The organism is Streptosporangium sp. NPDC050284 (genome assembly GCF_044459525.1).
Classification (GTDB): domain Bacteria; phylum Actinomycetota; class Actinomycetes; order Streptosporangiales; family Streptosporangiaceae; genus Streptosporangium.
Map to the genome: position 1 here is coordinate 219,974 of NZ_JBITIZ010000001.1, position 24,905 is coordinate 244,878.

The 24,905-nt window shown below is 69.3% G+C and carries 29 protein-coding genes and 1 pseudogene; 13 read left to right on the forward strand and 17 right to left on the reverse strand.

The features are described from left to right. The first annotated feature begins 87 nt into the window (after positions 1-87). Entirely contained in the window at positions 88-576 is a 489-nt protein-coding gene (locus tag ACIBH4_RS00925; RefSeq protein WP_362508717.1) for an NUDIX domain-containing protein, read from the forward strand. Positions 577-729: 153 nt separating this feature from the next. Continuing rightward, positions 730-1,182, forward strand: coding sequence for a YbaB/EbfC family nucleoid-associated protein (locus ACIBH4_RS00930; RefSeq protein ID WP_362767751.1), 453 nt, complete (start codon positions 730-732; stop codon positions 1,180-1,182). A gap of 162 nt (positions 1,183-1,344) precedes the next feature. Here ACIBH4_RS00930 and ACIBH4_RS00935 read toward each other — a convergent pair whose 3' ends face one another. The 4 genes from ACIBH4_RS00935 to ACIBH4_RS00950 form a co-directional block, all read right to left on the reverse strand. After that, positions 1,345-2,154: a hypothetical protein gene (locus ACIBH4_RS00935; RefSeq protein WP_362508714.1), complete on the reverse strand. Its 810-nt coding sequence runs from the start codon at positions 2,152-2,154 to the stop codon at positions 1,345-1,347. Positions 2,155-2,170: 16 nt separating this feature from the next. Further along, entirely contained in the window at positions 2,171-2,560 is a 390-nt protein-coding gene (locus tag ACIBH4_RS00940) for a hypothetical protein (protein ID WP_362508711.1), read from the reverse strand. A 206-nt stretch (positions 2,561-2,766) separates the two neighbouring features. Continuing rightward, complete coding sequence (locus ACIBH4_RS00945; protein ID WP_362508709.1) at positions 2,767-3,138, reverse strand: hypothetical protein; 372 nt, start codon at positions 3,136-3,138, stop codon at positions 2,767-2,769. 215 nt (positions 3,139-3,353) lie between these two features. Then, positions 3,354-4,094 carry a pyrimidine reductase family protein gene (locus tag ACIBH4_RS00950; protein WP_362508706.1) on the reverse strand — a complete coding sequence of 247 codons (741 nt, stop codon included), beginning with the start codon at positions 4,092-4,094 and terminating at the stop codon, positions 3,354-3,356. Positions 4,095-4,239: 145 nt separating this feature from the next. Between ACIBH4_RS00950 and ACIBH4_RS00955 the strand changes: the two genes are divergently transcribed. Beyond that, positions 4,240-4,626, forward strand: a complete 387-nt coding sequence (locus tag ACIBH4_RS00955) for a hypothetical protein (RefSeq protein ID WP_362508703.1) — start codon at positions 4,240-4,242, stop codon at positions 4,624-4,626. A 112-nt stretch (positions 4,627-4,738) separates the two neighbouring features. Here ACIBH4_RS00955 and glgX read toward each other — a convergent pair whose 3' ends face one another. From glgX to ACIBH4_RS00975, 4 genes are all read right to left on the reverse strand, one after another. Continuing rightward, positions 4,739-6,859: a glycogen debranching protein GlgX gene (gene glgX, locus ACIBH4_RS00960; RefSeq protein ID WP_362508700.1), complete on the reverse strand. Its 2,121-nt coding sequence runs from the start codon at positions 6,857-6,859 to the stop codon at positions 4,739-4,741. 339 nt (positions 6,860-7,198) lie between these two features. Then, positions 7,199-7,627, reverse strand: coding sequence for an OsmC family protein (locus ACIBH4_RS00965; protein WP_329083919.1), 429 nt, complete (start codon positions 7,625-7,627; stop codon positions 7,199-7,201). 106 nt (positions 7,628-7,733) lie between these two features. Then, positions 7,734-9,353, reverse strand: a complete 1,620-nt coding sequence (locus tag ACIBH4_RS00970) for an isovaleryl-CoA dehydrogenase (RefSeq protein ID WP_362508697.1) — start codon at positions 9,351-9,353, stop codon at positions 7,734-7,736. A gap of 293 nt (positions 9,354-9,646) precedes the next feature. Next, complete coding sequence (locus ACIBH4_RS00975; RefSeq protein WP_362508693.1) at positions 9,647-11,104, reverse strand: ankyrin repeat domain-containing protein; 1,458 nt, start codon at positions 11,102-11,104, stop codon at positions 9,647-9,649. 162 nt (positions 11,105-11,266) lie between these two features. Between ACIBH4_RS00975 and ACIBH4_RS00980 the strand changes: the two genes are divergently transcribed. The 3 genes from ACIBH4_RS00980 to ACIBH4_RS00990 all read left to right on the forward strand — a co-directional run bounded on the left by ACIBH4_RS00980 (position 11,267) and on the right by ACIBH4_RS00990 (position 13,426). Beyond that, positions 11,267-12,025 (forward strand): DUF1707 domain-containing protein, encoded by a 759-nt coding sequence (locus ACIBH4_RS00980; protein WP_362770362.1) that lies wholly within the window; start codon positions 11,267-11,269, stop codon positions 12,023-12,025. 107 nt (positions 12,026-12,132) lie between these two features. After that, complete coding sequence (locus ACIBH4_RS00985; RefSeq protein ID WP_362508687.1) at positions 12,133-12,630, forward strand: SigE family RNA polymerase sigma factor; 498 nt, start codon at positions 12,133-12,135, stop codon at positions 12,628-12,630. A 1-nt stretch (position 12,631) separates the two neighbouring features. Beyond that, positions 12,632-13,426 (forward strand): hypothetical protein, encoded by a 795-nt coding sequence (locus tag ACIBH4_RS00990; RefSeq protein ID WP_362770360.1) that lies wholly within the window; start codon positions 12,632-12,634, stop codon positions 13,424-13,426. A gap of 115 nt (positions 13,427-13,541) precedes the next feature. Here ACIBH4_RS00990 and ACIBH4_RS00995 read toward each other — a convergent pair whose 3' ends face one another. The 8 genes from ACIBH4_RS00995 to ACIBH4_RS01030 all read right to left on the reverse strand — a co-directional run bounded on the left by ACIBH4_RS00995 (position 13,542) and on the right by ACIBH4_RS01030 (position 19,050). Beyond that, entirely contained in the window at positions 13,542-14,783 is a 1,242-nt protein-coding gene (locus ACIBH4_RS00995) for an RNA-guided endonuclease InsQ/TnpB family protein (protein WP_399171411.1), read from the reverse strand. 164 nt (positions 14,784-14,947) lie between these two features. Next, on the reverse strand, positions 14,948-15,751 hold the full coding sequence (locus ACIBH4_RS01000) for a sirohydrochlorin chelatase (RefSeq protein ID WP_362770366.1): 804 nt from the start codon (positions 15,749-15,751) through the stop codon (positions 14,948-14,950). After that, the gene (locus ACIBH4_RS01005) at positions 15,748-16,476 is read right to left on the reverse strand and encodes a phosphoadenylyl-sulfate reductase (protein ID WP_350946719.1); all 729 of its coding nucleotides are present in this window, start codon (positions 16,474-16,476) and stop codon (positions 15,748-15,750) included. The genes ACIBH4_RS01000 and ACIBH4_RS01005 overlap by 4 nt, the downstream gene beginning before the upstream one ends. Further along, positions 16,473-16,649, reverse strand: coding sequence for a hypothetical protein (locus ACIBH4_RS01010; RefSeq protein WP_362508679.1), 177 nt, complete (start codon positions 16,647-16,649; stop codon positions 16,473-16,475). The genes ACIBH4_RS01005 and ACIBH4_RS01010 overlap by 4 nt, the downstream gene beginning before the upstream one ends. After that, entirely contained in the window at positions 16,646-16,789 is a 144-nt protein-coding gene (locus ACIBH4_RS01015) for a hypothetical protein (protein WP_012893136.1), read from the reverse strand. Before ACIBH4_RS01015 ends, ACIBH4_RS01010 begins: the two co-directional genes overlap by 4 nt. Before the next feature lie 58 nt (positions 16,790-16,847). Continuing rightward, positions 16,848-18,530: a nitrite/sulfite reductase gene (locus ACIBH4_RS01020; RefSeq protein ID WP_362770364.1), complete on the reverse strand. Its 1,683-nt coding sequence runs from the start codon at positions 18,528-18,530 to the stop codon at positions 16,848-16,850. Between the two features lie 148 nt (positions 18,531-18,678). Continuing rightward, a complete protein-coding gene (locus ACIBH4_RS01025; protein ID WP_399171351.1) occupies positions 18,679-18,813 on the reverse strand; it encodes a putative leader peptide in 135 nt (44 codons plus the stop codon). Positions 18,814-18,924: 111 nt separating this feature from the next. Beyond that, complete coding sequence (locus ACIBH4_RS01030) at positions 18,925-19,050, reverse strand: hypothetical protein (protein ID WP_350946723.1); 126 nt, start codon at positions 19,048-19,050, stop codon at positions 18,925-18,927. 189 nt (positions 19,051-19,239) lie between these two features. Between ACIBH4_RS01030 and ACIBH4_RS01035 the strand changes: the two genes are divergently transcribed. The 3 genes from ACIBH4_RS01035 (at position 19,240) to ACIBH4_RS01045 (ending at position 21,115) form a co-directional block, all read left to right on the forward strand. After that, positions 19,240-19,638, forward strand: coding sequence for a YccF domain-containing protein (locus ACIBH4_RS01035; RefSeq protein ID WP_350946724.1), 399 nt, complete (start codon positions 19,240-19,242; stop codon positions 19,636-19,638). A 92-nt stretch (positions 19,639-19,730) separates the two neighbouring features. Next, positions 19,731-20,741 (forward strand): YihY/virulence factor BrkB family protein, encoded by a 1,011-nt coding sequence (locus ACIBH4_RS01040; protein WP_362508670.1) that lies wholly within the window; start codon positions 19,731-19,733, stop codon positions 20,739-20,741. Positions 20,742-20,815: 74 nt separating this feature from the next. Beyond that, on the forward strand, positions 20,816-21,115 hold the full coding sequence (locus ACIBH4_RS01045; protein WP_362766167.1) for a hypothetical protein: 300 nt from the start codon (positions 20,816-20,818) through the stop codon (positions 21,113-21,115). A 77-nt stretch (positions 21,116-21,192) separates the two neighbouring features. Here the strand turns inward: ACIBH4_RS01045 and ACIBH4_RS01050 are convergent, their stop codons facing one another. Beyond that, positions 21,193-21,876 carry a DUF998 domain-containing protein gene (locus ACIBH4_RS01050; protein WP_364230182.1) on the reverse strand — a complete coding sequence of 228 codons (684 nt, stop codon included), beginning with the start codon at positions 21,874-21,876 and terminating at the stop codon, positions 21,193-21,195. Positions 21,877-22,062: 186 nt separating this feature from the next. On the opposite strand from ACIBH4_RS01050, the pseudogene ACIBH4_RS01055 reads away from it, so the two are divergent. From ACIBH4_RS01055 to ACIBH4_RS01070, 4 genes and pseudogenes are all read left to right on the forward strand, one after another. Continuing rightward, a pseudogene (locus ACIBH4_RS01055) lies at positions 22,063-22,131 on the forward strand (winged helix-turn-helix transcriptional regulator); the annotation flags it as partial. A 185-nt stretch (positions 22,132-22,316) separates the two neighbouring features. Beyond that, positions 22,317-22,604 carry a hypothetical protein gene (locus tag ACIBH4_RS01060; protein ID WP_362766185.1) on the forward strand — a complete coding sequence of 96 codons (288 nt, stop codon included), beginning with the start codon at positions 22,317-22,319 and terminating at the stop codon, positions 22,602-22,604. Then, a complete protein-coding gene (locus ACIBH4_RS01065) occupies positions 22,601-23,302 on the forward strand; it encodes a hypothetical protein (protein ID WP_362766165.1) in 702 nt (233 codons plus the stop codon). Before ACIBH4_RS01060 ends, ACIBH4_RS01065 begins: the two co-directional genes overlap by 4 nt. Then, positions 23,299-24,846, forward strand: a complete 1,548-nt coding sequence (locus ACIBH4_RS01070) for an MFS transporter (RefSeq protein WP_362508655.1) — start codon at positions 23,299-23,301, stop codon at positions 24,844-24,846. The genes ACIBH4_RS01065 and ACIBH4_RS01070 overlap by 4 nt, the downstream gene beginning before the upstream one ends. Positions 24,847-24,905 lie beyond the last annotated feature (59 nt).

The window sequence follows — 24,905 nt, forward strand, 5'->3', positions numbered from 1 at the left end:
GCGGTGTGTCCCGGGTGCCGGTTGATCTACGGTGGTTGCTGACCGGCGGGCGACCGCCCGCGCCTCCCCTGCCCAGGACGGACTCCCTTGAGCGACCGCGACAACAGTACGGCACCCGTCGACCCCCGCCCGGCGGGCCGCTCCCACATCGGGGTCAGCTGCAGCTTCGTCTGCCACGACGGCGAGGGACGCGTCCTTCTTCACCTGCGCGGCCCCAAGGCGAGAGACAGCCGCGAGGTGTGGGACTCCGGGGCGGGCGAACTCGGTTTCGGCGAGGACTTCGAGGAGTGTGTGCGGCGCGAGGTGGGGGAGGAGTTCGGTGCCACCGCCCTGGGCCTGGTCCAGGTGGGGGTGGCCAACGTGAGGCGGACCTCGGGAGACGTGTCGACCCACTGGGTGTCCGTCCAGTTCGCAGTGCTGGTCGACCCGCGCGAGGTCACGCCGTCGGAGCCGGACCGCATCGGGAACCTGACCTGGTTCGGCGAGGACGAACTACCGACCGGCCTTCACCCCGCGCTGCCGAGCCTGCTCGCCCGCGCGGCACCCCACATCGGCTGGTCGGCCGTGCGTACCTGAACGGCGCCCCCTGGAAAGCGCCGAGCCTGCTCGGGTCCGTCCTCGCATGGCTTCCTTGAGGCGGATGGTGGCTGTTTACCCGCGTTATCGCCATATGGGGCATTAGAGTGCGTATGGCATTTTTGATCTTGAGTCGTTTCCTGGAGGATTCGGATGACCACGGCTGACGGCCGCTTCGGGCGGACGGGTAATCCTGAGGTGGACCAGCTGGCGGAGGGGTTCGACAAGCTCTCGGCGCGCTACGAGCGGATGCGTGAGGATCTGACCGAGATGCGGGCCCACGGCGAGGCGGCCGACGGGCTGGTGAAGGTCGAGGTCGCTCCCGGCGGGGCACTGCTCGGCGTCGACATCAATCCCAGGGCGATGAGACTGGGCTCGGAGGCGCTGGGGGAGGCGATCATGGAGGCCGTGGGGGAGGCCTCGAAGATGGCGGCCGCCCGGATGGACGAGGTGCTGGCACCCCTGCTCGGCGGCATGACGGGGTTCAGTGAGGCGCTGCAGGGGCGGATGCCCACCCTGGACCCGGAGGGGGGTCTCTCCGCGGATCCACGGGTCGCCGAGGCGCTGCGGAACCTGCGGGAGATGCGCGACAAGTACCAGGTCTGAGGCGGCTCCCGCACCGGGTCCACGGCGACGCCGACGTTCACGCGATGCGCGACGAGGGCACCGGGTCGCGTCCGTGTCGACGCGCGTGCCGGGTACGAGATCCGACGCGGTCGCACACGACGCGGGGCGGGGGCATGACGTGCCCCCGCCCCGCGTGCGCGATCAGGTGTAGGACCAGCCTTCCCCCGGCGATCTGGTCGCGCTCTTGCGCACGATGTCGTCGAAGTCCGTCTTGCCGTCCGTGCCGTCACTGTCGAGGTTGGCCTGCGGCAGGGGGAACTGGTTGTCCGCGCCCATCAGTGCCGTCAGGTTGCCCAGGCTGAAGATGACGGCCGCCGTCGCGCCGACGATCGCGTTGACCGTCGTGCCCATCAGCAGGAGCCCGGACGACTCCTGAGTGGCCTTGGCTATCGCCACCAACGTGGCGCCCTGCGCGGCGACCGGCGGTACGGCCGAGGCCATCATCTGCTTGCCGATCAGCTCGACGATCTCCGAGGCGATGATGATGCCCAGGAGGCTGTCGACGATCATCCCGGCGTTGTTGACGATCTTATGGATCTCCGACTGGGCACCCTGCACCGCGGTGGCCATCTGCGACGCGGCCGTCTCCAGCTGCTGGACCTCCTGGAAGACGATCGCCATGAACCTGTCGAAGGCCTTGCGGTCCTCGCCCTCGGGCCAGGCGGCCTGAACCGCCTTGACCTCGTTGTCCCACTCCCTCGTCCGCAGGTGCAGGAGCTTCAGGTTGACCGTGCGCCAGTCGTTGAACGCCTCGGTGATCGCCTGGTCGTCCCCCGGCTGGGCGAGCAGCCATACGGCCGCCGCGCCCGCCGCGGGCTTGGCCAGCGTCCCGGCCAGCTGGATCTTCGCCAGGGTGGCGGCCCACGCGGGGCCGTAGGTGCCCAGGAGCTTCATCCCACCGATGGTGGCGACCCCGGCTATGGCACCGGTGAAAGCCTCTTCGCCCGCCATGGGGCCTCCTTCCTGTTCAGTCGGTGGGCCCCAGGGCCTTGCCCTTCGTCGCCCTTTCGAGGTCGGCCACGTCCAGCGCGATCTTGCCCTGGAGGTCGGTCGTCTTCAGCGTGTCCTGCGCGCGAATGGCGGTCGCCAGTTCGGCCTCCCGATAGTGGTGCACCACGCTGAGCAGCCCCGCGTTGATGCCGTCGAGGCATTTGACGAAGTCGGCGGCCTGCTTGGCCTGGTACTCACGGGACGGCGTGTAGTTGTTGGCCACTGTGACCGCGCCGATGGCGCCCCACTGGTAGGAGCTGAGCCGTGTGTTCTCGGCCAGGGTGCTGACCTGCTCCGCGATCGGCCGGAAGACCCTGATCAGGTTCTGGGTGGCGGCCTTGAGGGCCTCTGTGTTGACGTCGACCACTGTGCGTCGGCCTCCTGGATGTCACGCGTGCCGCACCCCCGTGGCGCGACTCCTGGTTTCCTGTCTATGAATGAGGAGTAAATCAGGAGAATCAACAACATCACAGGTATCTCTCGATCTTTGTGACAAAGATCAAAAAGCCCGGCGCGATCGAGCGGACTCGACCGTGCCGGGCGCGGAAGCGCGGCGGGAACCGGGGGCGAGGGTCAGCCTCGGCGCCGCCGTGCGGCGGCGAACGTCACGTTCACGCCGATGATCCCGACCCATATGAGCGTCAGGATGAACACGAGGGTTGACTCGCTCAGGCCGGTGTAGGACACCGCGACCGTCCCCGGCACCCCGAGCCCGAGGGAGATGATCGCCAGGGCGAGCCGCTGCCCGGCGTCCAAGGACGGGGGAACTCCGGGGCTCTCCCGGTGGGCGCGGGCGGCGAGCCGGTCGTCCACCCGTTTGTCGATCTCCTGGTCCATCTTCTCCAGGAAGCCCTCGACGAGGGAGTCTTCGTATTCCGGCCCCAGGTGCCTGCGGGCCTCAAGCGAGGCGCGCAGGTCGTCGTCGGAGGAAGGGGTTCGTGGCATATTCGAGATATATCGTTTCTCTGTGGGGAAGTCCAGGCGAATGCCGGTCCGGCCTGGTGGACCTACGAACCCCTCGGCGAGGTCACGGGAGCCCCTGAGCCCCCGATGTCCTTGGCGTCCCCGGCGTCTCCCCGGCGTTTCCGGCGTCCTCAGCATCCTCGGTGTCCCCGGTGCCCTCGACGTCCCTGGGCCCTCGGCGCGGCGGGGGTCGGGTCTCAGGCGGCCCCGGTCTCCTCGTCACGTCGCCGGACGTAACGGGTGAAGAGGAACCCCTCGTCCTCCAGGACGTGGGCGAGGCGCAGGCGAGCGAGCGAGGACGGGCCGTCGAGGACCCTGGCGGCGTCTCCGCCGATCAGTATCGGGCTCACCGTGAGACAGAGTTCGTCGACCAGGTCCGCGGCGGCGAGCTGGGCGTTCACCCTCGGGCCGCCCTCGCACAGCATCCGGCCCAGGCCGCGTTCGGCGAGTTCCCTCACCGCCAGCGCCGGATCCACCCGCTCGCCCCCGGCCACGACCACGTCGGCGTTCCTGGCGGCCTCCTCGCGGCGTTCCCTGGGGGCCGCCTCGCAGGTGATGACGATCGTTCGCGCCTCGGGGTCCGCGTCGGTGAACAGCGGGCCCGACAGGTCGAGATCGAGCCCGCGGGTGATCACCGCCACCGGCGGGACCGCGGGGCGGCCCGCGCGCAGCCCTCGCCACGACGGCCTGGCCCGTACAGGGCCGTACCCCTCGGCCCGTACGGTCGCCGCCCCGGCCACGACGACGTCGGCCAGCCCGCGCAGCACCCAGAAGACCTGGCGGTCGCCCCTGCCGGACAGCTCGCCGGACAAACCCTTCAGCCAGGTCCCGCCGTCGGCGCTGGCGACCATGTTGATCCTGAGGCACGGGTCGTCCGGATAGGCGTAGACCCGCGCGAGATCGACCTCGGCGGAGGTCTCGGGATGGATGAGGCGCATGGCTCTACCTTCGCACGGAGGCGATCTGTGAACTTTCCCGGAATGGTCGATAACGGTTGGGGTGGCTTGTAGTGACTTCGGATGACTCCCGATACATGATTCATCCTTGGAGAGACGGGAGGGTCGTGTGGGGCTTGTCACGATCGTGACATGGTTGATCACCGCGATGGCCGGGATCTACCTGCTGTACCTGTGGCTCTCCGGGGGAGGGCTACGTCAGCAGGCGACCAAGGTCACCCGCTTTCCGACATTGCTGATCTTCGCTCATCCGGTCCTGGCGGTCTCCGCCCTGGCCTGCTGGGTCGTCCACGTGGTCACCTTGGATCCGTTCTTCGCCTGGCTGTCGTTCGGCGTGCTCTCGGCCTCCTCGCTGCTGGGCTTCACCATGTTCACCCGCTGGCTGGGCGCCGGCCGCCACGCCCGTGGCGCCGAGCAGCGCTTCCCCGTGGTCGCCGTCCTGCTGCACGGCGCCGTGGGAGTGGTGACGTTCGTGCTCGTCCTGCTCACCGCCGCGGTTGCGTCCGGTGCTTGAGAGTCCGGTGCCTGAGAGTCCGGGCTCTGAGGGCGTCCGCTGTCCAAGAGGCACGAATGACGTTTCCGCCCGGTGTTCTCGCCCTTGGTCGTGATCGGCGCCTGAGGGATCCCTACAGGCGCGCGCAGCGCAGGATCCGCACCGAGCGCGCGGTCACCTCCACCGAGGCCTCGGCCGGCCAGGACCCCTCGGAGAAGGGAAACGCGTCAGGACCGTCCTCCGCGGTGTCCAGCACGTGCTGCCATCGCTTGCCGTACTTCGCCTCGGGGAGGCTGAAGGCCATGTTCTCGTGGTGAGCGTTGATCAGGAGCAGGAACGAGTCGTCCACGATCCGCTCGCCTCGCGTGTCCGGTTCGGTGATGGCGTCGCCGTTCAGGAACACGGTGAGCGACTTGGCGTAACCGGTGTGCCAGTCACCGGCCGACATCTCCACACCTGCCGGGGTGAGCCAGACGATGTCGCGGGTCCCGTCGTCGGCCTTGTGGCCGTGGAAGAAGCGCCGCCGCTGGAACACGGGATGCTCTCGCCGCAGCTTGGACAGGCTCCTGACGAAGTCGAGGAGGTCTCCCTCGTTTCTGGCGAGTGACCAGTCGATCCAGGAGATCTCGTTGTCCTGGCAGTAGGCGTTGTTGTTGCCGTGCTGGGTCCTGCCGAACTCGTCGCCGGCCAGCAGCATCGGCACACCCTGGGAGACGAACAGGGTGGCCAGGAGGTTGCGGCGCTGGCGCCGGCGCAGGTTCACGATCTCCGGGTCCTCCACCGGGCCCTCGGCCCCGCAGTTCCACGACCGGTTGTCGTCGGTGCCGTCGCGGTTGTTCTCCAGGTTGGCCTCGTTGTGCTTGTGGTCGTAGGAGACCAGGTCGGTCAGGGTGAACCCGTCGTGGCAGGTGACGAAGTTGATGGAAGCCACCGGGCGGCGCCCCGAGATGGCGTAGAGGTCGGCGGATCCGGTCAGCCGGGAGGCGAACTCGGGCAGCGCGGACCCGCTCCCGCGCCAGAAGTCGCGCACGCTGTCGCGGTACTTGCCGTTCCACTCCATCCACAGCGGCGGGAAGTTGCCCACCTGGTAGCCGCCCGGCCCCACGTCCCACGGTTCGGCGATCAGCTTCACCTGGGAGATCACCGGGTCCTGCTGGATCAGGTCGAAGAAGGCGCTCAGCCGGTCGACGTCGTGCAGCTCGCGGGCGAGGGCGGAGGCCAGGTCGAACCTGAAGCCGTCCACGTGCATCTCCAGCACCCAGTAGCGCAGCGAGTCCATGATCAGCTGGAGGGCGTGCGGAGAGCGGACGTTGAGGGAGTTCCCGCAGCCGGTGTAGTCGAGGTAGTAGCGCCGGTCGCCGTCGTGCAGCCGGTAGTACGACCGGTTGTCGATGCCGCGGAAGCCCAGCGTGGGGCCCATGTGATCACCCTCGGCGGTGTGGTTGTAGACCACGTCGAGGATGACCTCGATGCCCGCCTCGTGCAGCGCCCGCACCATCGCCTTGAACTCCAGCACCTGCTCACCGCGCTGGCCCGAGCCGGAGTAGGCGGCGTGCGGGGCGAGGTAGGCGATCGTGTTGTAACCCCAGTAGTTGGTCAGCCCTCTGGCGACCATCGCGTGCTCGGGGACGTACTGGTGCACCGGCATCAGCTCCACCGCGGTGACGCCCAGGCTCAGCAGGTGGTCGATGACCGCCGGGTGGCCCAGCCCCGCGTAGGTGCCGCGCTGCTCCTCGGGCACCGCGGGGTGGCGCATCGTGAGCCCGCGCACGTGCGCCTCGTAGATCACGGTCTGGTGGTACGGGGTCCGGGGCGACCTGTCGTTGCCCCACTCGAAGAACGGGTTGATCACCACGTTCTTCGGCATGAAGGGGGCGGTGTCCTCGTCGTTGCGGTTGCTCGGATCGGTGAACTGGTACGAGAACATCGCCTCGTTCCACTTCACGTCGCCCTCGACGGCCTTGGCGTAGGGATCGAGGAGCAGCTTGGAAGGATTGCACCGGTGCCCCTGGGAGGGGTTGTAGGGACCGTGGACCCGGTAGCCGTACCGCTGTCCCGGCATGATCCCCGGGACGTAGCCGTGCCAGACGAATCCGTCGACCTCGGTCAGCTCGACGCGCTCCTCGCGGTCGTCGTCTCCGAAAAGGCAGAGCTCGACACGCTCCGCTACCTCGGAGAACAGTGAGAAGTTGGCACCCACGCCATCCCAGGTGGCGCCGAGCGGATAAGACTCTCCCGGCCAGACTGCGCGCATGTGACCCTATTCTCCTCTGGTAAGGCTCCCCTGTGCAGGGTGTTCTCGCCTCTGTCACTTTAAGGTGGTATTGAGGAGTTTCGTATCCAGGGTTTGGCGTGCTTTCCGTACCTACCGTTTCTGTGCATGGTCTGTGACCACGCGTGTCCGGCGGGGACACGCGTGGCCGCGAAGACGTCGTACTCGGCCCGCCGCCGACCACTCAGGGTGACCGGTTCGAGGCGGTTGCCCGCTGAAGGAGGCCCGGCCGGGTGAGTGCCCGGCCGGAGCGGTTCGGTCCCCGGTCAGCCCGATCGCGCGCCTACGGCCGTGATCGGCGTCGTGCGCGTACGGCTGTGATCAGCTCAGCAGCTCGGCGTTGAGGCTGATCGTCGTGCCCGAGAGGGCCTTGCTCACCGGGCAGTTGGCCTTGGCGGTCTCGGCCGCCTCCTGGAACTGCTCGGCCGTGAGGCCGGGAACCTGCGCGCGGACCGAGATGACGATCCCGGTGATGCCCTCACCCGGCTGGAAGGTCACGTCGGCCTTCGTCTCCACGGTCTGGGGCGGGGTGCCCGCCTGGGCCAGCCCGTGGGAGAGGGCCATCGAGAAGCACGAGGAGTGGGCGGCCGCGATGAGCTCCTCGGGAGAGGTCTTACCATTGGCCTGCTCGGCGCGCGAGGGCCAGGACACGTCGAACGTGCCCACCCCGGAGGAGTCGAGGGAGACGCTGCCGGAACCGTCGAGCAGCGCGCCCTTCCACTGGGTCGTCGCGGTACGTGTCGTCGCCATGGCGATTGTCCTTTCGATCATGAACCGTTGGCCATGACCGACCCTACTCGGCGCCGGTGCCCGGCCGTGTCCGGGGCGCGCCCCGGACACGGCCGGGCACCGGAGGTCAGAAGGAGGCGCGGTCGAGCAGGACGTCCAGATCCAGGCCGGCGGGCAGGGTGCCGAAGGCGCGGCCGGTGTCCCCGGCCAGGCGGGAGACGCAGAAGGCGTCGGCGACGGCCGCGGGGGCGAGTCGCACGAGCAGGGAGCCCTGCAGCACCAGCGCCATGTCCTCGGCGACGCGCCGGGCGCGGACCTCGAAGTCGGTGGTGTCGTCCAGGGACTTGCGCAGGCGGTCGGCGGCGGCGTCCAGGTGCCGGTCGGCGCCGGCGGCGAGCGCGACCTCGGCGAAGAACGCCTCCCGCGCCTCGGGCTCGCGGCCCAGGGCGCGCAGCACGTCGAGCGCCGCGACGTTCCCCGATCCCTCCCAGATGCCGTTCAGCGGCGATTCACGAAACAACCTGGGCATCTGCGACTCCTCGACGTAGCCGTTTCCTCCCAGGCACTCCAGCGCCTCCGCCGCGTGCGCCGGAGCGCGCTTGCAGATCCAGTACTTGCTCACGGCCAGCGCGGTGCGGCGCAGCGCGGCCTCGGCCTGGTCGCCGGCGATGGCCCGGTCGGTGGCACCGGCCAGCCGCGTCATCAGGACGGTCGCCGCCTCCGACTCCAGGGCGAGTTCGGCCAGGACGTTGCGCATCAGCGGCTGGTCGGCGAGTTTCCTGCCGAACGCCCCGCGGTGCCGGGTGTGGTGGACGGCCTGCGTGACGCCGTACCGCATGCCGGCCGCCGAACCGATCACGCAGTCCAGCCGGGTCATGTTGACCATCTCCAGGATGGTCCGCAATCCCCGTCCCTCCTCGCCCACCAGATAGGCCGTCGCGCCGTGGTACTCCACCTCGGCGCTGGCGTTGGACCTGTTGCCCAGCTTGTCCTTCAGCCGCATCAGGTGGACGGCGTTGCGGGTGCCGTCGGGAAGGACGCGGGGGAGCAGGAAGCACGACAGCCCGCCGGGGGCCTGGGCGAGGACGAGGAACACGTCGCACATCGGAGCGGAGCTGAACCACTTGTGCCCGGTCAGGGCGTAGCTCCTGTCGCCCAGCGGTTCGGCGCGGGTGGTGCCCGCGCGAACGTCGGAGCCGCCCTGCTTCTCGGTCATCGCCATTCCCGCGAGCACGCCGCGCTTGCCGAGCGGCGGGCGCAGCCCGAAGTCGTAGCTCCGCGAGGCCAGCAGTGGCTCCCAGTCGGCGGCGAGCGCCGGGCTGTGACGCAGCGCGGCGATCGAGGCGTAGGTCATCGAGATCGGGCAGCCGTGTCCGGCCTCGACCTGGCTCCAGACGTAGAACTTGGCGGCGCGGGCCACGTGCGCGCCCGGTCTGGCGCTCGCCCACGGGGTGGCGTGCATGCCGTTGTCGACGGCGACGGTCATCAGCTCGTGCCAGGCGGGATGGAACTCCACCTCGTCGATCCGCCTCCCGTAGCGGTCGTGGGTGCGCAGGACGGGCGGGTGCTCGTTCGCGAGCCTTCCCCACTCCTGGGCCTGTTCCGAGCCGGCGAGAAGACCGAGCCGGCGCAGTTCCCCGGTGGCCCATCCCGCCCCCTCGCGCTGCACGCCGTCCATCAGGGCGGCGTCGGCGGACACGTCGTGTCCGGTGAGCGGGTGAGCCTGGTTGAAGACGTCATGGGTCACGTGCGGCCTCCGGTAACTCATTCGGCTCGTCGCCGGTCTCTGGGCTCATCTCAGCATCCTGCCGGAGGACTGTTGCCCTTTATTGAGTGCTATATCCGATTTACGTCCACTGTTGGACACCGGCTTCCGGAAGTTCACCCCGCCCTACGCGTCCGGCGCCGACCATGCGGGCACGCGTACGGACCACTCTCGACCACGCGGGAAGATCCGCGCTCGTCCCGACGGCGCAGGGACGAGGCGAGAGCGGGGGCGAGGGCGGGGGCGGACCGCCGGGTGAGGCCCCCGCCCGCGCGTCAGGGATTCTTGACCAGGTCGCGGACGTAGTCGTCGTCCTCGTCGCTCTCCGCGAGCACGCGCTCCGCGCCCCGCTGGGCTCGCGTGTCACCCCGGGTGGCGAGGCCGCGCGTGGCCTCGGCGACCGTGTTCAGGTCCTCGTCGTCGAGCCTGGCGGCGAGCGCGTCGCGGATCCGCTCGCTGTCCTTGGGGTCCTCCGTCAGGCCCGCCAGGCCCATGGTGGCCCAGTCGCGCACCTCGGCGTCGGGATCCTCGGTCATGGAGATGAGCAGCGCGAGCCCTTCGGCGTGACCCGGGGGCAGGACGGCGGCGAGCGCGGCGGGGTCGGCCTGGGTGCGGGTCCAGCCGTCGGCTGTGATGATCTCCAGCACCTCGGGCAGGGCACGCGGGTCGGCGTGGTGACCGAGCGCGCCGAGCACCGAGCGCAGCACCCGCTCGTCGCCCTCGGTGGCCGCCATCCGGCGCAGAATCGGCAGCGACTCCTCCAGGAACGGTTTCTCGTTCTCGGTGAAGCCGAGCTGGGCGATCACGTCGACGGCGAACTCCCGCTTGCGTGGGTCCTCGTTCGAGCACAGCCGTGCCGTCGCGTCGAAGGTCTCACCGTCGTCGCGCCTGCTCAGCGAGCTCGCCACGGTCCACCAGGTCTCGGCCTCCTCGTCGATGTCCCGGTAGGGCATCGCCCGCTCGACCAGCTCGTCGAACGGCAGCCGCTCGCCCGTGGCGTCCTCCAGCAGGGTGGCGACGGCCGCGTGCCCGCGCTGGCAGGTGAGTTCGGCGACGCGGGTCCCGTCGGGTCCCACCGCCGCGACGGTCACCAGGTCGGTGCCGTCCTTCGCCCTGCTGCGGCCCACGACGAACTGCGAGCCCTCTGGGGCCTGCTCGGTGAGCTGCTCGAGAAGCGCGCTCTCCAGCTGGGTGCCCAGCCAGTCGTAGGCGATGGACAGCGGCGTGTCGCCGTCGCCGTCGGGCCGGTCGGCCTCGGCGCCGGCCTGCAGCAGCGTCTGTACGACGCCCAGGGCGCCGCGCCGGGCGGCCAGGGTGAGCGGGGTGTCGCCGCTCTCGTTGGCGTCCTCGGGGCTCGCTCCCGCGGCGAGCAGCGCGCCGGCCGCGTCCGCCCGCCCGTTGGCGGCCGCCCAGAGCAGGGCGGTCCATCCGCCGGCCTCCCGTCCGGACACGTCGGCGCCGGCGGCGAGCAGCGCCCGCAGGACCTCGACATGGTCCCAGGCGGAGGCCACGGACAGGGGCAGTCCCTCGTCCTCGCCGCCACTGATCCGGTTGGGGTCGGCTCCGTGGGCCAGCAGCGCGCGCACGATGTCCACGCGGCCCTGGTTCGATGCCAGGTAAAGGGCGGTGGGCTCTTCCGTGCCGTCGGGGTCGGCGCTCGTGCCGCTCCGCAGCAGCCGCTCGACCCGCTCGGCGTCGTTGGCCGCCACCGCGTCCAGGAGTTCTCGGTACATGCCTCCGGATCATATGGCGTGCCTCCCCGGCACGGCCGTACGCCGGTCCCGTGCCCTGACGGGAGGCGTCATCCGATCTGATTGTCGAGTTTCCTCCCTCAGGGGGATCCGCACGCCGGAACAACTCGCGATATGTTGTGAGTTATGAATAATCCCGGGGAAATGCGGGTCTCGGACGCGGAGCGGGAAGCCGCCGTCGAGTGGTTGCGGGTCGCCTCCGTCGAGGGCCGTCTCACCCTCGGGGAGCTGACCGAGCGTACCGAGGCGGCCTACACCGCCGTCACCCAGGCCGAGCTGGCGGTGATCACCTCCGACCTGCCCGGCGGCCGCCCGGCGCCCGCACCCGCCTACCCCCCGCCCTCGGCGAGGGAGGGCGGCCCGGTGCGGCGCTGGTTCGTGGCGGTGATGAGCAGTTCCAAGCGGCGCGGCACCTGGCGGATCGACAAGCCACTCGGCGCCGTCGCCGTGATGGGCGACGTGCTGCTCGACCTGCGCCAGGCGGAGGTGCGCACGGGGGTGGTCGACATCATGGCCGCCGCGATCATGGGTGACGTGAAGATCATCGTTCCGGACGGGGTGGACGTCGAGATCGACGGCATCGCCATCATGGGAGACAAGAAGGTCCAGGTCATCGAGGCACCCCCGGGCACGAACGCGCCGCTCGTCCGGGTCGCGGCCTACGCCCTCATGGGAAGCGTCAAGGTGGTCGGGGACTCCAAGGCCAAGCCACTCAAGAAGGCGATGGCGGCCTGGCGGAAGCAGTGGGACGAGATGCGCGCCGAACTCACCGGCGAATACGGCCACCACCGGGCAGGGCCCGGCCCCCACCAGATCCACCCCTCCAACGAGGAGCGTCCGAGGCCCCCGTGGCCCCCGGCGCCGCCTCAGCCTCCCCACCCCCCTCAACTACCCCACCTCTGAGAGGCCGCTTCACCTCTCGCTCCAGGGCAACTTCGGAGCACGTGCAACATCCCGGGATCCCCGGGGCGTAGTGATCGGTGACATACACCGACAGTGAGGATCCCCCGATGCGAGATCGGGCTGACTTCGAGCACTACGTGGAGCAGCGCTCGGCGCGCCTGTTACGGGCCGCCCACCTGTTGTGCCGCGACTGGGGCACGGCGGAGGACCTGGTACAGACGGCCCTGGCCAAGGCATGGCTCGCCTGGCGGAGGGTGGGCGACGATCCGGACCCGTACGTCTACCGCATCCTGGTCAACACCCACGCCACCTGGTGGCGCCGCAGATGGCGCGGAGAGCTGCCGAGCGCGGTCCTCCCCGAGATGCCGGACGGCGACACGATGGACGCGGTGGCCAACCGGGAGGCGGTCCGGCAGGTTCTGGCCGGGCTTCCCGGCAGACAGCGGGCTGTGATCGTCCTGCGTTACTTCGCGGACCTGCCCGACCAGCGGATCGCCGAGATCCTCGGCTGCTCGGTGGCGACCGTACGAAGCCAGGCCAGCAGAGCACTGCGCAAGCTGCGCGTCGATCCCGCGGCCGTCGCCGCGATCACCACGGGGAGCTGAGATGACGATCACCGAATCCGAGTTGCGCGAGATCCTGAACGAGGACGAGGGGGAGGGCCACAACAGGGGCGTGACCGTCGCCGGTGTCCACCGGCACGCCCGCGCGATCAGGCGTCGCCGCTGGACGGCGGGCAGTGCGGTAGCGGCCGTCATCGTCGCCGTGGTGGCCCTCAACACCCCTGCGGGCGGCGTCGCCGACGACCTCGGCATCTGGACCGGCGTCATGGCCCGGCCGTCTCCCACGGTCCCGACGACGTCACAGCCGCTGGGTGGGCCGTTTCCGGGAGACGAGGTCGCGAGCGGCGACTACAGGACCGGCGGGGTACGCGAGGAACTTCGCGTCATGTCCTGGAACAATTCGCTGAAGGTCAGTGTCCGCTGCTCCGGGCCGATACGGCGGGCGGTCGTCTGGATCGGCGACGGCCCCGCGCTGTGGCGTCTCTGCGGAACCGATCCCGATGGAAACGTCGTGGAGGTCTTCACCGAGAACCCGAGCGGTGCGGCGGGGGGCGGCGACCGTCCTGCAGGGGAGCAGGTCGTGACCGCGGCCATACTGCCCGGCGAGATCGACGCAGCGGGCAGGACGGTGAGCCAGTTGGCCCAGGCGATGGACGGCCTCTTCGACGGCTGGGAGGAGCAACTCGCCGCGGCGGAGTCCTTCCCTCTCGACTGGTCGCTCAGGGTACGGGAGATGATCTACCCGCTCTGCCGGGACAACGTGCGTCAGCTGGATCCGCGTACCGGGGAGATAGTCCGCCTGACCTGCGAGGGCAGGGACAAGGCACCCCCCGGGTGAACCCCGGGGGTCCCGAGGGTGGGGGTCGCGCTCAGGCGAGGGCGGGGTGTCGGTGGGTGGCGAGTTCTTGACGCGCTCCCCGGCCTGAAGGGCCGGGGATTCAGTCCGTGCCGCGTCATGCGGCACCTCTGTGGCTACCTGCTTCATCGGCGTCGGCCACCGCGAGCGGTGGTCTTACGTCACCTCCACGGGCGTTTAACGTCTCCGCCTCCCGCCGCCTGTCGGCGGCGGGTTGCCGTCCAGCGGCGACGGACCGTCGACCCTCGATCAAAATGTTGCGTGCGGCGTTGACGTCACGGTCATGGACCGCCCCACACGGGCACGCCCACTCCCGGACGCCCAGAGGCAGGGCGCTGACCACGGTCGCACACTGCGAGCACCGCTTGGAGGAGGGGAACCACCGGCCGACCTTGGCGAAGGTCCGCCCGTACCGCTTCGCCTTGTACTCCAGCATGTTCACGAACTGCGACCAGCCCGCATCATGGACGCTCTTGGCCAGCCGGGTGCGGGCCAGTCCCTTGACCGACAGATCCTCCACGTAGACGGCTTGGTTGTCGCGAACCAACTGGGTGGAGAGCTTGTGGGCGAAGTCCCGGCGCGCATCGGCCACCCGGGCATGCGCGCGGGCGACCTTGACAACGGCCTTGGCGCGGTTGGCCGACCCCTTCACCGTACGACTCAGGGCCTTTTGCGCCTTACGGAGCCTCTTGGCCGCCCGGCGCAGGAGACGCGGGTTGTCGATCTTCCGGCCGTCCGACAACACCGCGAAATGCGTGAGACCCAAATCCACGCCGACCTCGGACACCGTCTCGGGCAGCGGCTCATCACCGGTCTCGACCGCGAACGAGGCGAAGTACCGCCCGGCCGCATCCTTGATCACCGTCACCGACGACGGCTCGGCGGGCAGCGGGCGCGACCAGCGCACCACCACCTCACCGATCTTCGGCAGGCGCAACCTCCCACCCGCCGTGACGGCGAAGCGGGCGTTGCGGGTGAACCGGATCGCCTGGCGGGCATCCTTGCGTGACCGGAACCGGGGCAGGCCGACCTTCGCCCCTTTGCGCTTACCGGTGATCGAGGCGAAGAAGTTGCGGTAGGCGGCGTTCAGGTCGGCCAAAGCCTGCTGCAACACCACCGCCGACACCTCACCCAGCCACACCCGCTCCGACGTCGCCTTCGCGACGCTCAGACGCCGGGACAACTCCGCGTCGCAGACATACGCCAGGCCTGCCCGGTGGGCGTCCTGACGGGCGCGCAACCCGTCGTTGAACACCACCCGCGCACACCCGAACGCCCGCGCCAGCGCCTGGCACTGAGCGGCGTCGGGATAGAGCCGATACCGGTAACGAAGCTGCACGGTGGCGATGGTCGCATGACGCAACGCCTGAGCGCTCGACAACTCCACGACCAGTTGGGACGCCAGATCGACGTCGCCCCCTTCACCGGCGAATCCACGCACGGGGAGCCCCGCGCCGCCTCGGTGTCCTGCACCTGGTGGGCCGAGCGGCAAGACCAGGAAGGTCAGGGCACGCCCACGCCCTGGAGGGCACTCCCGCGCGGGCCTTCACCCCAGGCCTGAAGGCCGGAGCACTGGCCCGCATTTCGGTAGCGTTCGAGCAGCACCGCGGCGACCTCGGGGGCGGCGCCCAGCACGTCGGCGACGGCGTCGGCGCCCGCCGCCAGGGTCTCGCGGCGGATCCTGTCGGCGAAGTGGCCGGGGGCGAGCAGGTAGGGGGCGACCACGATCCGCGAGGCGCCCGAGCGCCGCAGGCGCAGCACGGCCTCCTCGGGGGTGGGACCGGCGGCCGAGGCGTAGGCGGCGGTCACCGACCGCCAGCCGCGCAGCCTCGCCCAGTCTCCGGCGATCCCGGCGACCGTCGCGTTGGCCCGCCGGTCGCTGGAACCGGCCGAGACCAGCACCACGGCGGTGCCGGGCTCCCCGGGCTCCACGCCCGCCTCGGCAAGGCGCCGCTCCAGCGCGGCGACGAGCAGCGGGTGCGGGCCGAGCGTGGCGCCCGCGTGCACGCGCAGCAGGGGCCGGCGCGCCGTCGCCTCGGCCAGCGCGCCGGGGATGTCGACCCGGCTGTGGTAGGCCTCGGTGAGCAGCAGCGGCAGCACCGCCGCCTCGGTGAGCCCCGACAGCGCCATGGGAAGCGTCGGGGAGGCGTGGTCGAGGTAGGCGGTGCGTACGAGGAGCTCGGGCCGCGCGTCCCGTACCAGGTCGAGCAGGGCCTCCACCGTCGCGGCGGCGCGCGGGTCACGGGACCCGTGCGCCACCGCGACCAGCGGTGTCCCGGGAGCGGCGCCGGTGGCACGCCAGGTCATACGTGGAGCCCGCACTCGGTCTTGCCCATGCCCGCCCAGCGACCGCTGCGCGGGTCCTCTCCCGGGGCGACCTGGCGGGTGCAGGGAGCGCAGCCGATCGAGGGGTAGTCGTCGTAGTGCAGCGGGTTGATCAGCACCCCGTTGTCGGCCATGTAGTTGTCGACGTCGTCCTGCGTCCACCGGGCGATCGGGTTGATCTTGACCATCTGACGCTTGGCGTCCCACTCGACGACCTTGACGCCGGCGCGGGTGACGGCCTCGTCGCGGCGGATGCCGGAGACCCAGGCGAGGTACGGCTCCAGGGCGCGATTGAGCGGCTCGACCTTGCGCAGGTAGCAGCACAGGTCGGGGTTGCGCCCGAACAGGCGCGGACCCAGGTCGCGCTCCTGCTCCGCCACGGTACGGGACGGCTTCACGTCGATCACGTTCACGTCGTAGACCTGCCGGACGGCGTCACGGGTGCCGATCGTCTCGGCGAAGTGGTATCCGGTGTCGATGAACAGCACGTCCACGCCGGGCTTGACCCGGCTGACCAGGTCGATCAGCAGGGCGTCGCTCATGGAGGCGGTCAGGCAGAGCCGGTCGCCGAAGGTCGCCGCCGCCCAGCGGATGATCTCAAGGGCCGAGGCGTCCTCAAGGAACCGTGCGGCCGACTCGACGATCTCCTGCAGGTCGAGGGTCCCGCGCTGCTGACGTAACCCGACTTCGATGTCCACCAGTGTCATCGCTCGCTCATCCAATCCTCGTTCGCCGCGCGGGCAGGTCGTGCCTCGCGGGCCGTCGCGCTCGTCGTCGTGCCGGAACTCACCGTGCGGGCCGTGCCGGTCGCGGTGACCTCACCGGTCGGAGAGGTCTGCGCGGCCGTCACGTTCGCCGCGTCGGATTCGCCGTGCGTCACGAGCGCACCCCGATTCCGAGAAACTTCAGCTTGAAGGCGCGCACGCACGACCGGCAGTACCAGCCACCGTCGCCCTCGTAGGGCTCCAGGTCTTCCTCACCGCAGTACGGGCAGTGGAAGGGAACGGCTCGCTCGCTCATCCGCTCCTCCTCGCCCGGCTCATCTGGCCCGTTACCGAAAGGGCGGCGTGTCGGCCGTTCACTTCAGGTCCGCGTCGTCGGCGCGCTGCACCCAGTCGGAGAAGGTCTCGTCCTCGTCCTTCTGCTTCTCGAAGTTGCGGAGCACGCGCTCCACGTAGTCGGGAAGCTCCTCGGAGGTGGCCTTCAGGCCGCGGACCTTGCGGCCGAAGCCGGGGTTGACGCCCAGCGAGCCGCCCAGGTGGATCTGGAAGCCCTCGACCTGCTCGCCCTTGTCGTTCACGACGAGCTGGCCCTTGAGGCCGATGTCGGCGACCTGGATGCGGGCGCAGGAGTTGGGGCAGCCGTTGACGTTGATGGTGAGCGGGCTCTTGAAGTCGGGCAGCCGCTGCTCCAGCTCGTCGATCAGGTTGGCCGCGGTGACCTTGGTCTCGACGATGGCGAGCTTGCAGAACTCGATCCCGGTGCACGCCATGGTCTGGCGGCGGAAGGTGGAGGGGTTGACCTGCAGGTCGCCCGCCTCCAGCTCGGCGACGAGGCTGTCGACCCTGTCGGGCGCCACGTCGAGGATGACCATCTTCTGCTCGACCGTGGTGTGCACCCGGTCGGAACCGTGCCGCTCGGCGATGTCGGCGATGAGGTTCAGCTTGTCGCCGTCGAGGCGGCCGACCTTCGGGGCGAAGCCGACGTAGAAGTTGCCGTCCTTCTGCGGGAAGACGCCCACGTGGTCCCGGCGGCCGCCGCGCGGCTGCTCGGGCGCGGGGCCGTCGGGCAGGACGTATCCCAGGTATTCCTTCTCCAGGACGTCGCGGAACTTCTCCGGGCCCCAGTCGTTGATCAGGAACTTGATCCTGGCCCGGTGGCGCAGGCGGCGGTAGCCGTAGTCGCGGAAGATACCGATCACGCCACCGTAGGCGGGGGCGACCTGGTCCGGGGTGAGGAAGACGCCCAGCCGCTTGCCCAGCATCGGGTTGGTGGACAGGCCGCCGCCCACCCACAGGTCGAAGCCGCGCTCGCCGTTCTCGTTAACCACGCCCACGAACGCCACGTCGTTGATCTCGTGCACGGTGCAGTGCGCCGGGCACCCGCTCACCGCAGCCTTGAACTTGCGCGGCAGGTTGGAGTAGGCGGGGTCGCCGATGTAGGTGTCGTGGATCTCCTGGATCTGCGCGGAACCGTCGATGACCTCGTCGGTGTCGATCCCGGCCAGCGGGCAGCCCAGGATGACGCGCGGGGTGTCGCCACAGGCCTCCGTGGTGGACAGGCCCACCGACTCCAGACGCTCCCAGATGTCGGGAACGGCCTCGATCTCGATCCAGTGCAGCTGGATGTTCTGCCGGTCGGTGACGTCGGCGGTGCCCCTGCCGTAGAGGTTGGAGATGTCGGCGATGACGCGCAGCTGGGCCAGGTTGAGCCGGCCGCCGTCGATCCTGACCCGGAGCATGAAGTAGCGGTCGTCGAGCTCCTCCGGCTCCAGGATCGCGGTCTTGCCGCCGTCGATCCCGGGCTTGCGCTGGGTGTAGAGCCCGAACCAGCGCATCCGGCCGCGCAGGTCGGATGGGTCGATGGAGTCGAAGCCGCGCTTGGAGTAGACGCCGATGATCCGCTGACGGACGTTGAGCCCGTCGTCGTTCTTCTTGTTCTCCTCGTTCTTGTTCAGCGGCTCGCGGTAACCGAGAGCCCACTGACCTTCGCCGCGCGGGCGCTTGTGATGTCGGTTCGCCGACCGGGCTGGGGTCGTCATGCGCGCGTCCTTTTTGTGGCTCGATGGAATGATTTCCGGACGCGCACAGGCGGCACCTCCCGCCTCATCGTCGAGTGCGGGGGTCGATTACTCAGAGGAGGACGCCTGTTACGCGGCCGAGCTGGGTGAAATCAGCAGGGGGCGACTGTTAACGGACGTCACAACAGATGGCGCTACGGACACGCAGGAGGTCGACGTGGCGTCGCACGACGAGCAAGGGGTCCGCTGGCATGTCTACGACGATACCTCGGGCACGGTGGATGTCCAATGTGGGGTCCACCATCTGGACGCGGACGTGGTATCGGGAGTCGCGCGGGGAGCGGGGGCAGCCACCCGTCGAGACCCCGCCGTCCGGCGGGGTCTCGACGGGTGTGGCGGACGCGGGGGGTGCGAATCAGCCCTGGCGGGGCCAGTCGAGCGCCGACTCCCGGGGCTCGTGGACGGGCTGGTGCTGGCAGTCGCACCACGAGCCTCCCCGGCACTCGTCGTGCCGCCGTTCCTTGCAGTCCTCGCAGATCATGGCTCCATTCTGTGCCCCTTCCTGCCGGGGCATCGCTCGGCTCCCCTGGACCTGAGCCGCGATCGACAGGGACTTCACCGGAGCGTCGGGGCGAAACGGGCGCCTCACTCGGGTCGGGGTCCGGATCAGGGGCTTTCCAGGGAGACGCCGGATGGAGCAGGCACCCCTTCACCTGACATGCTCGTAAATATGCGGACACTGTTGAATGTCATTTGGTTGGTCTTCGCGGGGATCTGGCTGGCGATCGGCTACGTACTCGCGGGAATCGTGTGCTGTGTCCTGATCATCACGATCCCGTTCGGCATCGCGTCGTTCCGGATCGCCGCCTACGCGCTGTGGCCCTTCGGCAGGACCGTGGTGCGCGACCCCGACGCGGGCGCGCTGTCGACCATCGGCAACGTGATCTGGTTCGTCGTGGCCGGCGTCTGGCTCGCGATCGGGCACCTGCTGACCTCGATCCCGCTCTTCCTGTCGATCATCGGCATCCCGATGGGCCTGGCCAACCTGAAGCTGATCCCGGTCTCCCTGCTGCCCCTGGGCGCGCGCATCGTCGACGTCGACGACGCCGAGGCGTTCTACCGCAGGTAGGTTTCGCCGCGGATGCCGAGGGCAATGGGTGAGATTCGATCGTTGCCCGCCTGACTCGTGATCAAGAGCGGCTAGGAATACCGTTGTGTGGCATGACGTCCACTGATGCCCCGGCTCATCGGCCCGGGCCCGAGCGGCGCCCCCCGCGCGGGCCCGGGGTGCGGTTACGCGCCGGCGTCGCTTGGTTGCGCAGGGACGTCTGGGGCAGGCTGCGGGCGCTGCTCTCGTGGATCCGCGGCACCGACGTGTGGACCCTGATCGTCGCGACCACGAACGCGGGCGTCACCTACCGCGTCACCGGCCTGGCGGGTGAGGCGGCCTTCTTCGCGCTGCTGTCACTGCCGCCGTTCATGCTCGGCCTGGTCGGCATGCTCGGTCAGCTGACCCGGGTGTTCGGCCCCGAGACGGTCAAGAACGTCAGCGACTGGATCGACGAGCAGGCCCACCTGCTGTTCACCGACAACGCCGTGGACACCGTCGTCACCCCCCTCATCGAGGACGTGCTGAAACCCGAGAACCAGGTCTCGCTGATCTCCCTGGGCTTCCTGCTCGCGCTCTGGTCGGGCTCGCGGGCGCTGTTCGTCTACGTCGACCTGATCTCGGTCGCCTACGGTCTCGGCGAGGAGCGCGGCATCATCCGCACCCGCCTGATGTCCTTCGGGTTCTACCTGGCGGGTCTGCTGATCGGCCTCGTGGTGATGCCGGTGCTCGTCCTCGGCCCGGCCGCGCTGCGCGGAGCCCTGCCGGCCGACTACACCGTGCTGGTCGACATCCTCTACTGGCCGGTGGTGGTCATCGGCTCGGTGATCTTCCTCACCCTGCTCTACCACGTGAGCGTGCCCGTACGCACGCGCTGGTGGCGCGAGCTTCCGGGGGCGATGCTCGCGCTCGTCATCTGGATCGCCTGCGCCGCCGTGCTGCGCGCGGTCCTCGCCGCCTGGTTCTCGCCCGTCTCCATCTACGGCTCGCTCGCCGCCCCCATCGCCGTGCTGCTGTGGCTCTACATCACCGCGCTGGCCGTGCTCATCGGCGCCACGCTCAACGCCGAGGTCGACCGGCTCTGGCCTGTCGATGGCGCAGGTCGCGCCGGGCGCGTGGCTTAGTACTCCAGCGGCACTTTGCGATCTTGGACGGTGAGGTGGCATGAAGACGGCCACCACGTGATCACTCGGAGTTTGTGAAGACACCCGAAGATCGCGTGATGGCCGTGGCCGATACCGTGGATCCTGACGGCTGGATGGTCACCTTCAACGACCTGATGAGCCGCATCGCCGCCGAACCCGCCCTGGCGGTCGAGATGATCGCCGATGCGCCGGACGCCGGGCTGAGCGCGCGGTGGGTGAGCGGGGATGAGGTCTACGGCCAAGACCCGCGCCTGCGCACCCTTGGACGGCCTGGTATCGGCACATCACCCTGGCCTTCTCGTCCGCGATCACCGCCACCCAGCACCCCTGCGACGAGGAGTACATCGCGCTGACCAGCGCGATTGGTTTTGGCGCGTATGCGCCATTCCTGCCTGTCCAGTCTGGAACGCGGGTACCGGCGTTGGGCTCCTCAGACGGTCGCGCGCGGGCGCCGCTTGGCGGGAACGCGGACCTGCCTCATGTGCTCAAGCGTGATCGCCGCGAGCCAGAGCCAGGCGAGGGTCGCTGCCGCGTAGAACGCGACTCCTGTCGGGATCAGCACCGCCATGCCCGAGAAGATGAGGGTCGGCAGGGCCGCGCCGGTCGCGATCGACATGGTCTGCCAGACGCGCTTCCGCTCGCGGCCGTAGGCGTACCCGAACACGAACGTCGCGGCGATCAGGGCGCTGAACGCGAGGTTGAAGGCGATGGCGTGCACGATCGCCGTGGTCGTCATCACCGGTTCCAGGTCATGCGGAGTGCCCTGCGGGAATCCGAGGCCGGCCGGCGCGGGGAAGAAGCCGGCCAAGATGAGGCCGGCGCCGAAGAGTGCGATGAGGGTGGGGCCGGCGGGTCGGCCGGCGCGTTCTCTGGCCAGACCCATCGCCAGAACGACGACCAGGATCCCGGTGATGACGAAGTTGGCCGCCATCACCCAGCCTCGGTCGCCGAGGCTGAGCATGCTAATCGCGTGGCGAGTCAGATCGAATGCCGGCCGAGTGAACGCTTCGACCGTCGATACGGAGATGAACAGGGCGGTCGCAAGGAGTCCAGGGACCAGGGCGAATCGGGAGCGGGGCATTGATCGATTCCTTCGGGTGGCGTTGGCTGGCATGGAAGCAGCCGATAGTTTATTTTGTCAATCAGAAAATTATCGTCTAGACAAAACTAGGCATTGGCGAACAGACTGTGCGCCATGCATGCAGTGGAGGTGATCGACGACCGGGCAAGGGCTCAGGTCATGCTCGTGCCGATACGGGCTCGGCTGCTGGCCGAGCTCGCGTCCCCCGCGTCGGCGAGCATGCTCGCCGAGCGGGTCGGCCTTCCTCGCCAGAAGGTGAACTACCACCTGCGGACGCTTGAGAGCCGCGGCCTGGCGGAGCTGGTGGAGGAGCGCCGCAAGGGCAACATGGTCGAGAGGCTCTATCAGGCTTCGGCTCTCAGTTACGTGATCACGCCAGACGTGCTCCGCGAGCTCACCCCCGACCCGCGACGCTCACCACCGACCCGCGACGCTCACCAGACCAGCAGTCGGCGAGCTGGCTTCTCGCCGTCGTGGTGCGCCTCGTTCGCGACATCGGGCAGCTCATCGGCGGCGCCACCCGCGCCAACAAGCAGGTGGCCACGTTCGCGATCGACGGCGAGGTCGTCTTCGCCTCCGCCCGGGAGCGAGCCTCGTTCGTCGACGAACTCGCCCGGATGACGGCGACCCTGGTGAGCAAGTACCACGACGAACACGCCCCCACCGGCCGCCGCCATCGCCTGGTCGTCGCACTTCACCCGCAAGTCAAGCCGGTCGCCGCAGTCAACGCTGCGCGCCCGAACACGGAGATCGAATCATGAGCAAGGACTTCCGAATAGAGCACGAAGGTGCCCTGTCAGCTATGCCGCAGGATGTCTGGGACGCGGTGACGCGAGACTCGGATGCCTGGTCGATGCCGTTCGACATGACCGACACCACGGCACTCGTATGGGAGCCGCCGCGCCGGAGCGTGCTACGCATGGAGATTGGCGACTGGTTCAACCAGATCGAGTTCGACATCGAGCAGACCCAGACCGGCTCCTACATCCGGTACGTGCACAGCGGCATCTTCACCGATGACTGGGAAAACCAGTACGACGGGGCGCGCCGCCACACCGAGTTGTACATGCACACGCTCGTGCAGTACCTCACGCACTTCCCCGGCCGGCGCTTCCGGCACTTCGAAGTCCTGGCGCCGGAGTCGTCGATCACGACCGACGCGCTCGACAAGGTCCGCGCCGCCTGGGGCATCCATCCGAGCACACCCGCGGGCTCCAAGCTCACCCTGCCGGTGCCGGGCGCCGACGCCAAGCAGGGAGTGCTGGATTTCCACAACGACACCTTCATCGGCGTACGCACCGAGGACACGCTCTTGCGGGTCTTCGGCCGCAACCACTTCGGTGCGCCGGTCGCGATCGGTGCGTACGAGTACGGCGATCAGGCGCGCCCGGAGCAGGAGGCGTCGGACGCTTGGGCCGGCTGGCTGCGGCACCTCTACGGGACGGTGGCGGCGCGATGACGACCGAGTCCCAGGCGGCCAGCGAGAGGAAGCCCACGAAGAAGGCGTGGGCCGGCCTCTTCGTCCTCGCGCTGCCCGCACTGCTACTGTCGATCGACGTAAGCGTGCTCTATCTCGGCCTGCCGACGCTGACCCGCGAACTCGGCGCGACCGCGACCCACCAACTGTGGATCCTGGACATCTACTCGTTCATGCTCGCCGGGTTCCTCATCACGATGGGCTCGCTCGGCGATCGGATCGGCCGCCGCAAACTCATGCTCATCGGCGCCGCGGCATTCGGCGTCGCCTCCACGATCGCCGCGTTCTCGACCAGCCCGGAGATGCTCATCGCAGCCCGGGCGCTCATGGGGATCGCGGGTGCGACGCTGATGCCGACGACGCTGGCCACCATCCGCACGATCTTCGCTGACACCGGCGCGATGCCGATGGCGCTCGGCGTCTGGTTCGGCTGCTTCATGATCGGCATGCTCGTCGGACCGATCATCGGCGGCACCCTGATCGACACCTTCGGCTGGGGCTCGGTCTTCCTCATCGGTGTGCCGGTGATGCTGCTTCTGCTCGCGGTGGGACCAGGGCTCCTCCCGGAATCCAAGGACAACGGCCACGGCATGATCGACCTGCCGAGCGTCACCCTCTCCCTGCTCGCCATCCTGTCGATGGCTTGGGGAATCAAGGAGCTTGCCCGGACCGGCTGGACGCTCTTTCCCTGCCTCTCCGTCATCACGGGCCTGGTGGTCGGATACACCTTCCTTCGGCGTCAGCGCCATCTCTCGCAACCTCTGGTCGACCTTGGCCTGTTCAAGAACGCGGCGTTCAGCGGTGCGCTGGCACTGACGGGCCTCGGGGGCGTCGTCATGTCCGGCACCTCGCTGGTGTCCGCGGTCTACCTCCAGTCGGTGGCGAAGCTGTCGCCCTTCGAGGCCGGCCTGTGGCTCATCCCCCAGAACATCACCATGATCCTCGGCTTCGTCACGGCACCGGTCCTGGCCAAGAAGTTGCAGCCCGCGACGGTGATGGCAGCCGGTTTGATCGTGGGCGCGATCGGTTTCACGCTGCTTACCCAGGCCCAGGTCGGGCAGTTCACTCCGCTGGTCATCGGGATGTCGTTGGCTTCGTTCGGTGTGGCCGCGCCCATGTCGCTCGGCGCCAACGCGCTGATGACCGCCGCCCCGGAGGAGAAGGCCGGCTCCGCGGCGTCGATCTCCGAGACCAGCGGTGAGCTGGGCGTGGCGCTCGGTGTGGCGACGCTCGGCAGTGTCGCCACGTTGGCGTACCGAGCCCACCTCTCGCCCGTGCTCACCCCCGATCAGCCGCAGAGCGCGCTGGCAGGGCTCGAGAGCGCCCTCGCCGCAGCCGCCGCACTCCCCGAAGCGGCTGGTCGCCCGCTCGCGGAAGCCGCCTATGAAGCCTTCGCCCATGCCGTGCACATCGTCGGCGGAACCGCCGCAGGCGTGTTCCTCGGCCTTGCCGTCCTGGCGTACCTCACGCTGCGAAACCAGGCAGCCGATCCAGGTGAGCAGGTTGGCGAGGTGTACGCGCGATGACGGGGCCGCGTACGTCCATCGATCAGCGGAACATGAGCGGGATGACCTAGGGTGATGGG

Coding starts and splice junctions, on each gene's coding strand:
- ACIBH4_RS00950 (WP_362508706.1), bottom strand. CDS start 4,094: ATGCGCCTCATCCATCCCGAGACCTCCGCCGAGGTCGATCTCGCGCGG.
- ACIBH4_RS01040 (WP_362508670.1), top strand. CDS start 19,731: ATGACGTCCACTGATGCCCCGGCTCATCGGCCCGGGCCCGAGCGGCGC.
- ACIBH4_RS01025 (WP_399171351.1), bottom strand. CDS start 18,813: ATGGTGGACCCCACATTGGACATCCACCGTGCCCGAGGTATCGTCGTA.
- ACIBH4_RS00930 (WP_362767751.1), top strand. CDS start 730: ATGACCACGGCTGACGGCCGCTTCGGGCGGACGGGTAATCCTGAGGTG.
- ACIBH4_RS01000 (WP_362770366.1), bottom strand. CDS start 15,751: ATGACCTGGCGTGCCACCGGCGCCGCTCCCGGGACACCGCTGGTCGCG.
- ACIBH4_RS01015 (WP_012893136.1), bottom strand. CDS start 16,789: ATGAGCGAGCGAGCCGTTCCCTTCCACTGCCCGTACTGCGGTGAGGAA.
- ACIBH4_RS00985 (WP_362508687.1), top strand. CDS start 12,133: ATGCGAGATCGGGCTGACTTCGAGCACTACGTGGAGCAGCGCTCGGCG.
- ACIBH4_RS01005 (WP_350946719.1), bottom strand. CDS start 16,476: ATGACACTGGTGGACATCGAAGTCGGGTTACGTCAGCAGCGCGGGACC.
- ACIBH4_RS00965 (WP_329083919.1), bottom strand. CDS start 7,627: ATGGCGACGACACGTACCGCGACGACCCAGTGGAAGGGCGCGCTGCTC.
- ACIBH4_RS00990 (WP_362770360.1), top strand. CDS start 12,632: ATGACGATCACCGAATCCGAGTTGCGCGAGATCCTGAACGAGGACGAG.
- ACIBH4_RS00975 (WP_362508693.1), bottom strand. CDS start 11,104: ATGTACCGAGAACTCCTGGACGCGGTGGCGGCCAACGACGCCGAGCGG.
- ACIBH4_RS00980 (WP_362770362.1), top strand. CDS start 11,267: ATGCGGGTCTCGGACGCGGAGCGGGAAGCCGCCGTCGAGTGGTTGCGG.
- ACIBH4_RS01070 (WP_362508655.1), top strand. CDS start 23,299: ATGACGACCGAGTCCCAGGCGGCCAGCGAGAGGAAGCCCACGAAGAAG.
- ACIBH4_RS00935 (WP_362508714.1), bottom strand. CDS start 2,154: ATGGCGGGCGAAGAGGCTTTCACCGGTGCCATAGCCGGGGTCGCCACC.
- ACIBH4_RS00945 (WP_362508709.1), bottom strand. CDS start 3,138: ATGCCACGAACCCCTTCCTCCGACGACGACCTGCGCGCCTCGCTTGAG.
- ACIBH4_RS01020 (WP_362770364.1), bottom strand. CDS start 18,530: ATGACGACCCCAGCCCGGTCGGCGAACCGACATCACAAGCGCCCGCGC.
- ACIBH4_RS01035 (WP_350946724.1), top strand. CDS start 19,240: ATGCGGACACTGTTGAATGTCATTTGGTTGGTCTTCGCGGGGATCTGG.
- ACIBH4_RS01050 (WP_364230182.1), bottom strand. CDS start 21,876: ATGCCAGCCAACGCCACCCGAAGGAATCGATCAATGCCCCGCTCCCGA.
- ACIBH4_RS01065 (WP_362766165.1), top strand. CDS start 22,601: ATGAGCAAGGACTTCCGAATAGAGCACGAAGGTGCCCTGTCAGCTATG.
- ACIBH4_RS01030 (WP_350946723.1), bottom strand. CDS start 19,050: ATGATCTGCGAGGACTGCAAGGAACGGCGGCACGACGAGTGCCGGGGA.
- glgX (WP_362508700.1), bottom strand. CDS start 6,859: ATGCGCGCAGTCTGGCCGGGAGAGTCTTATCCGCTCGGCGCCACCTGG.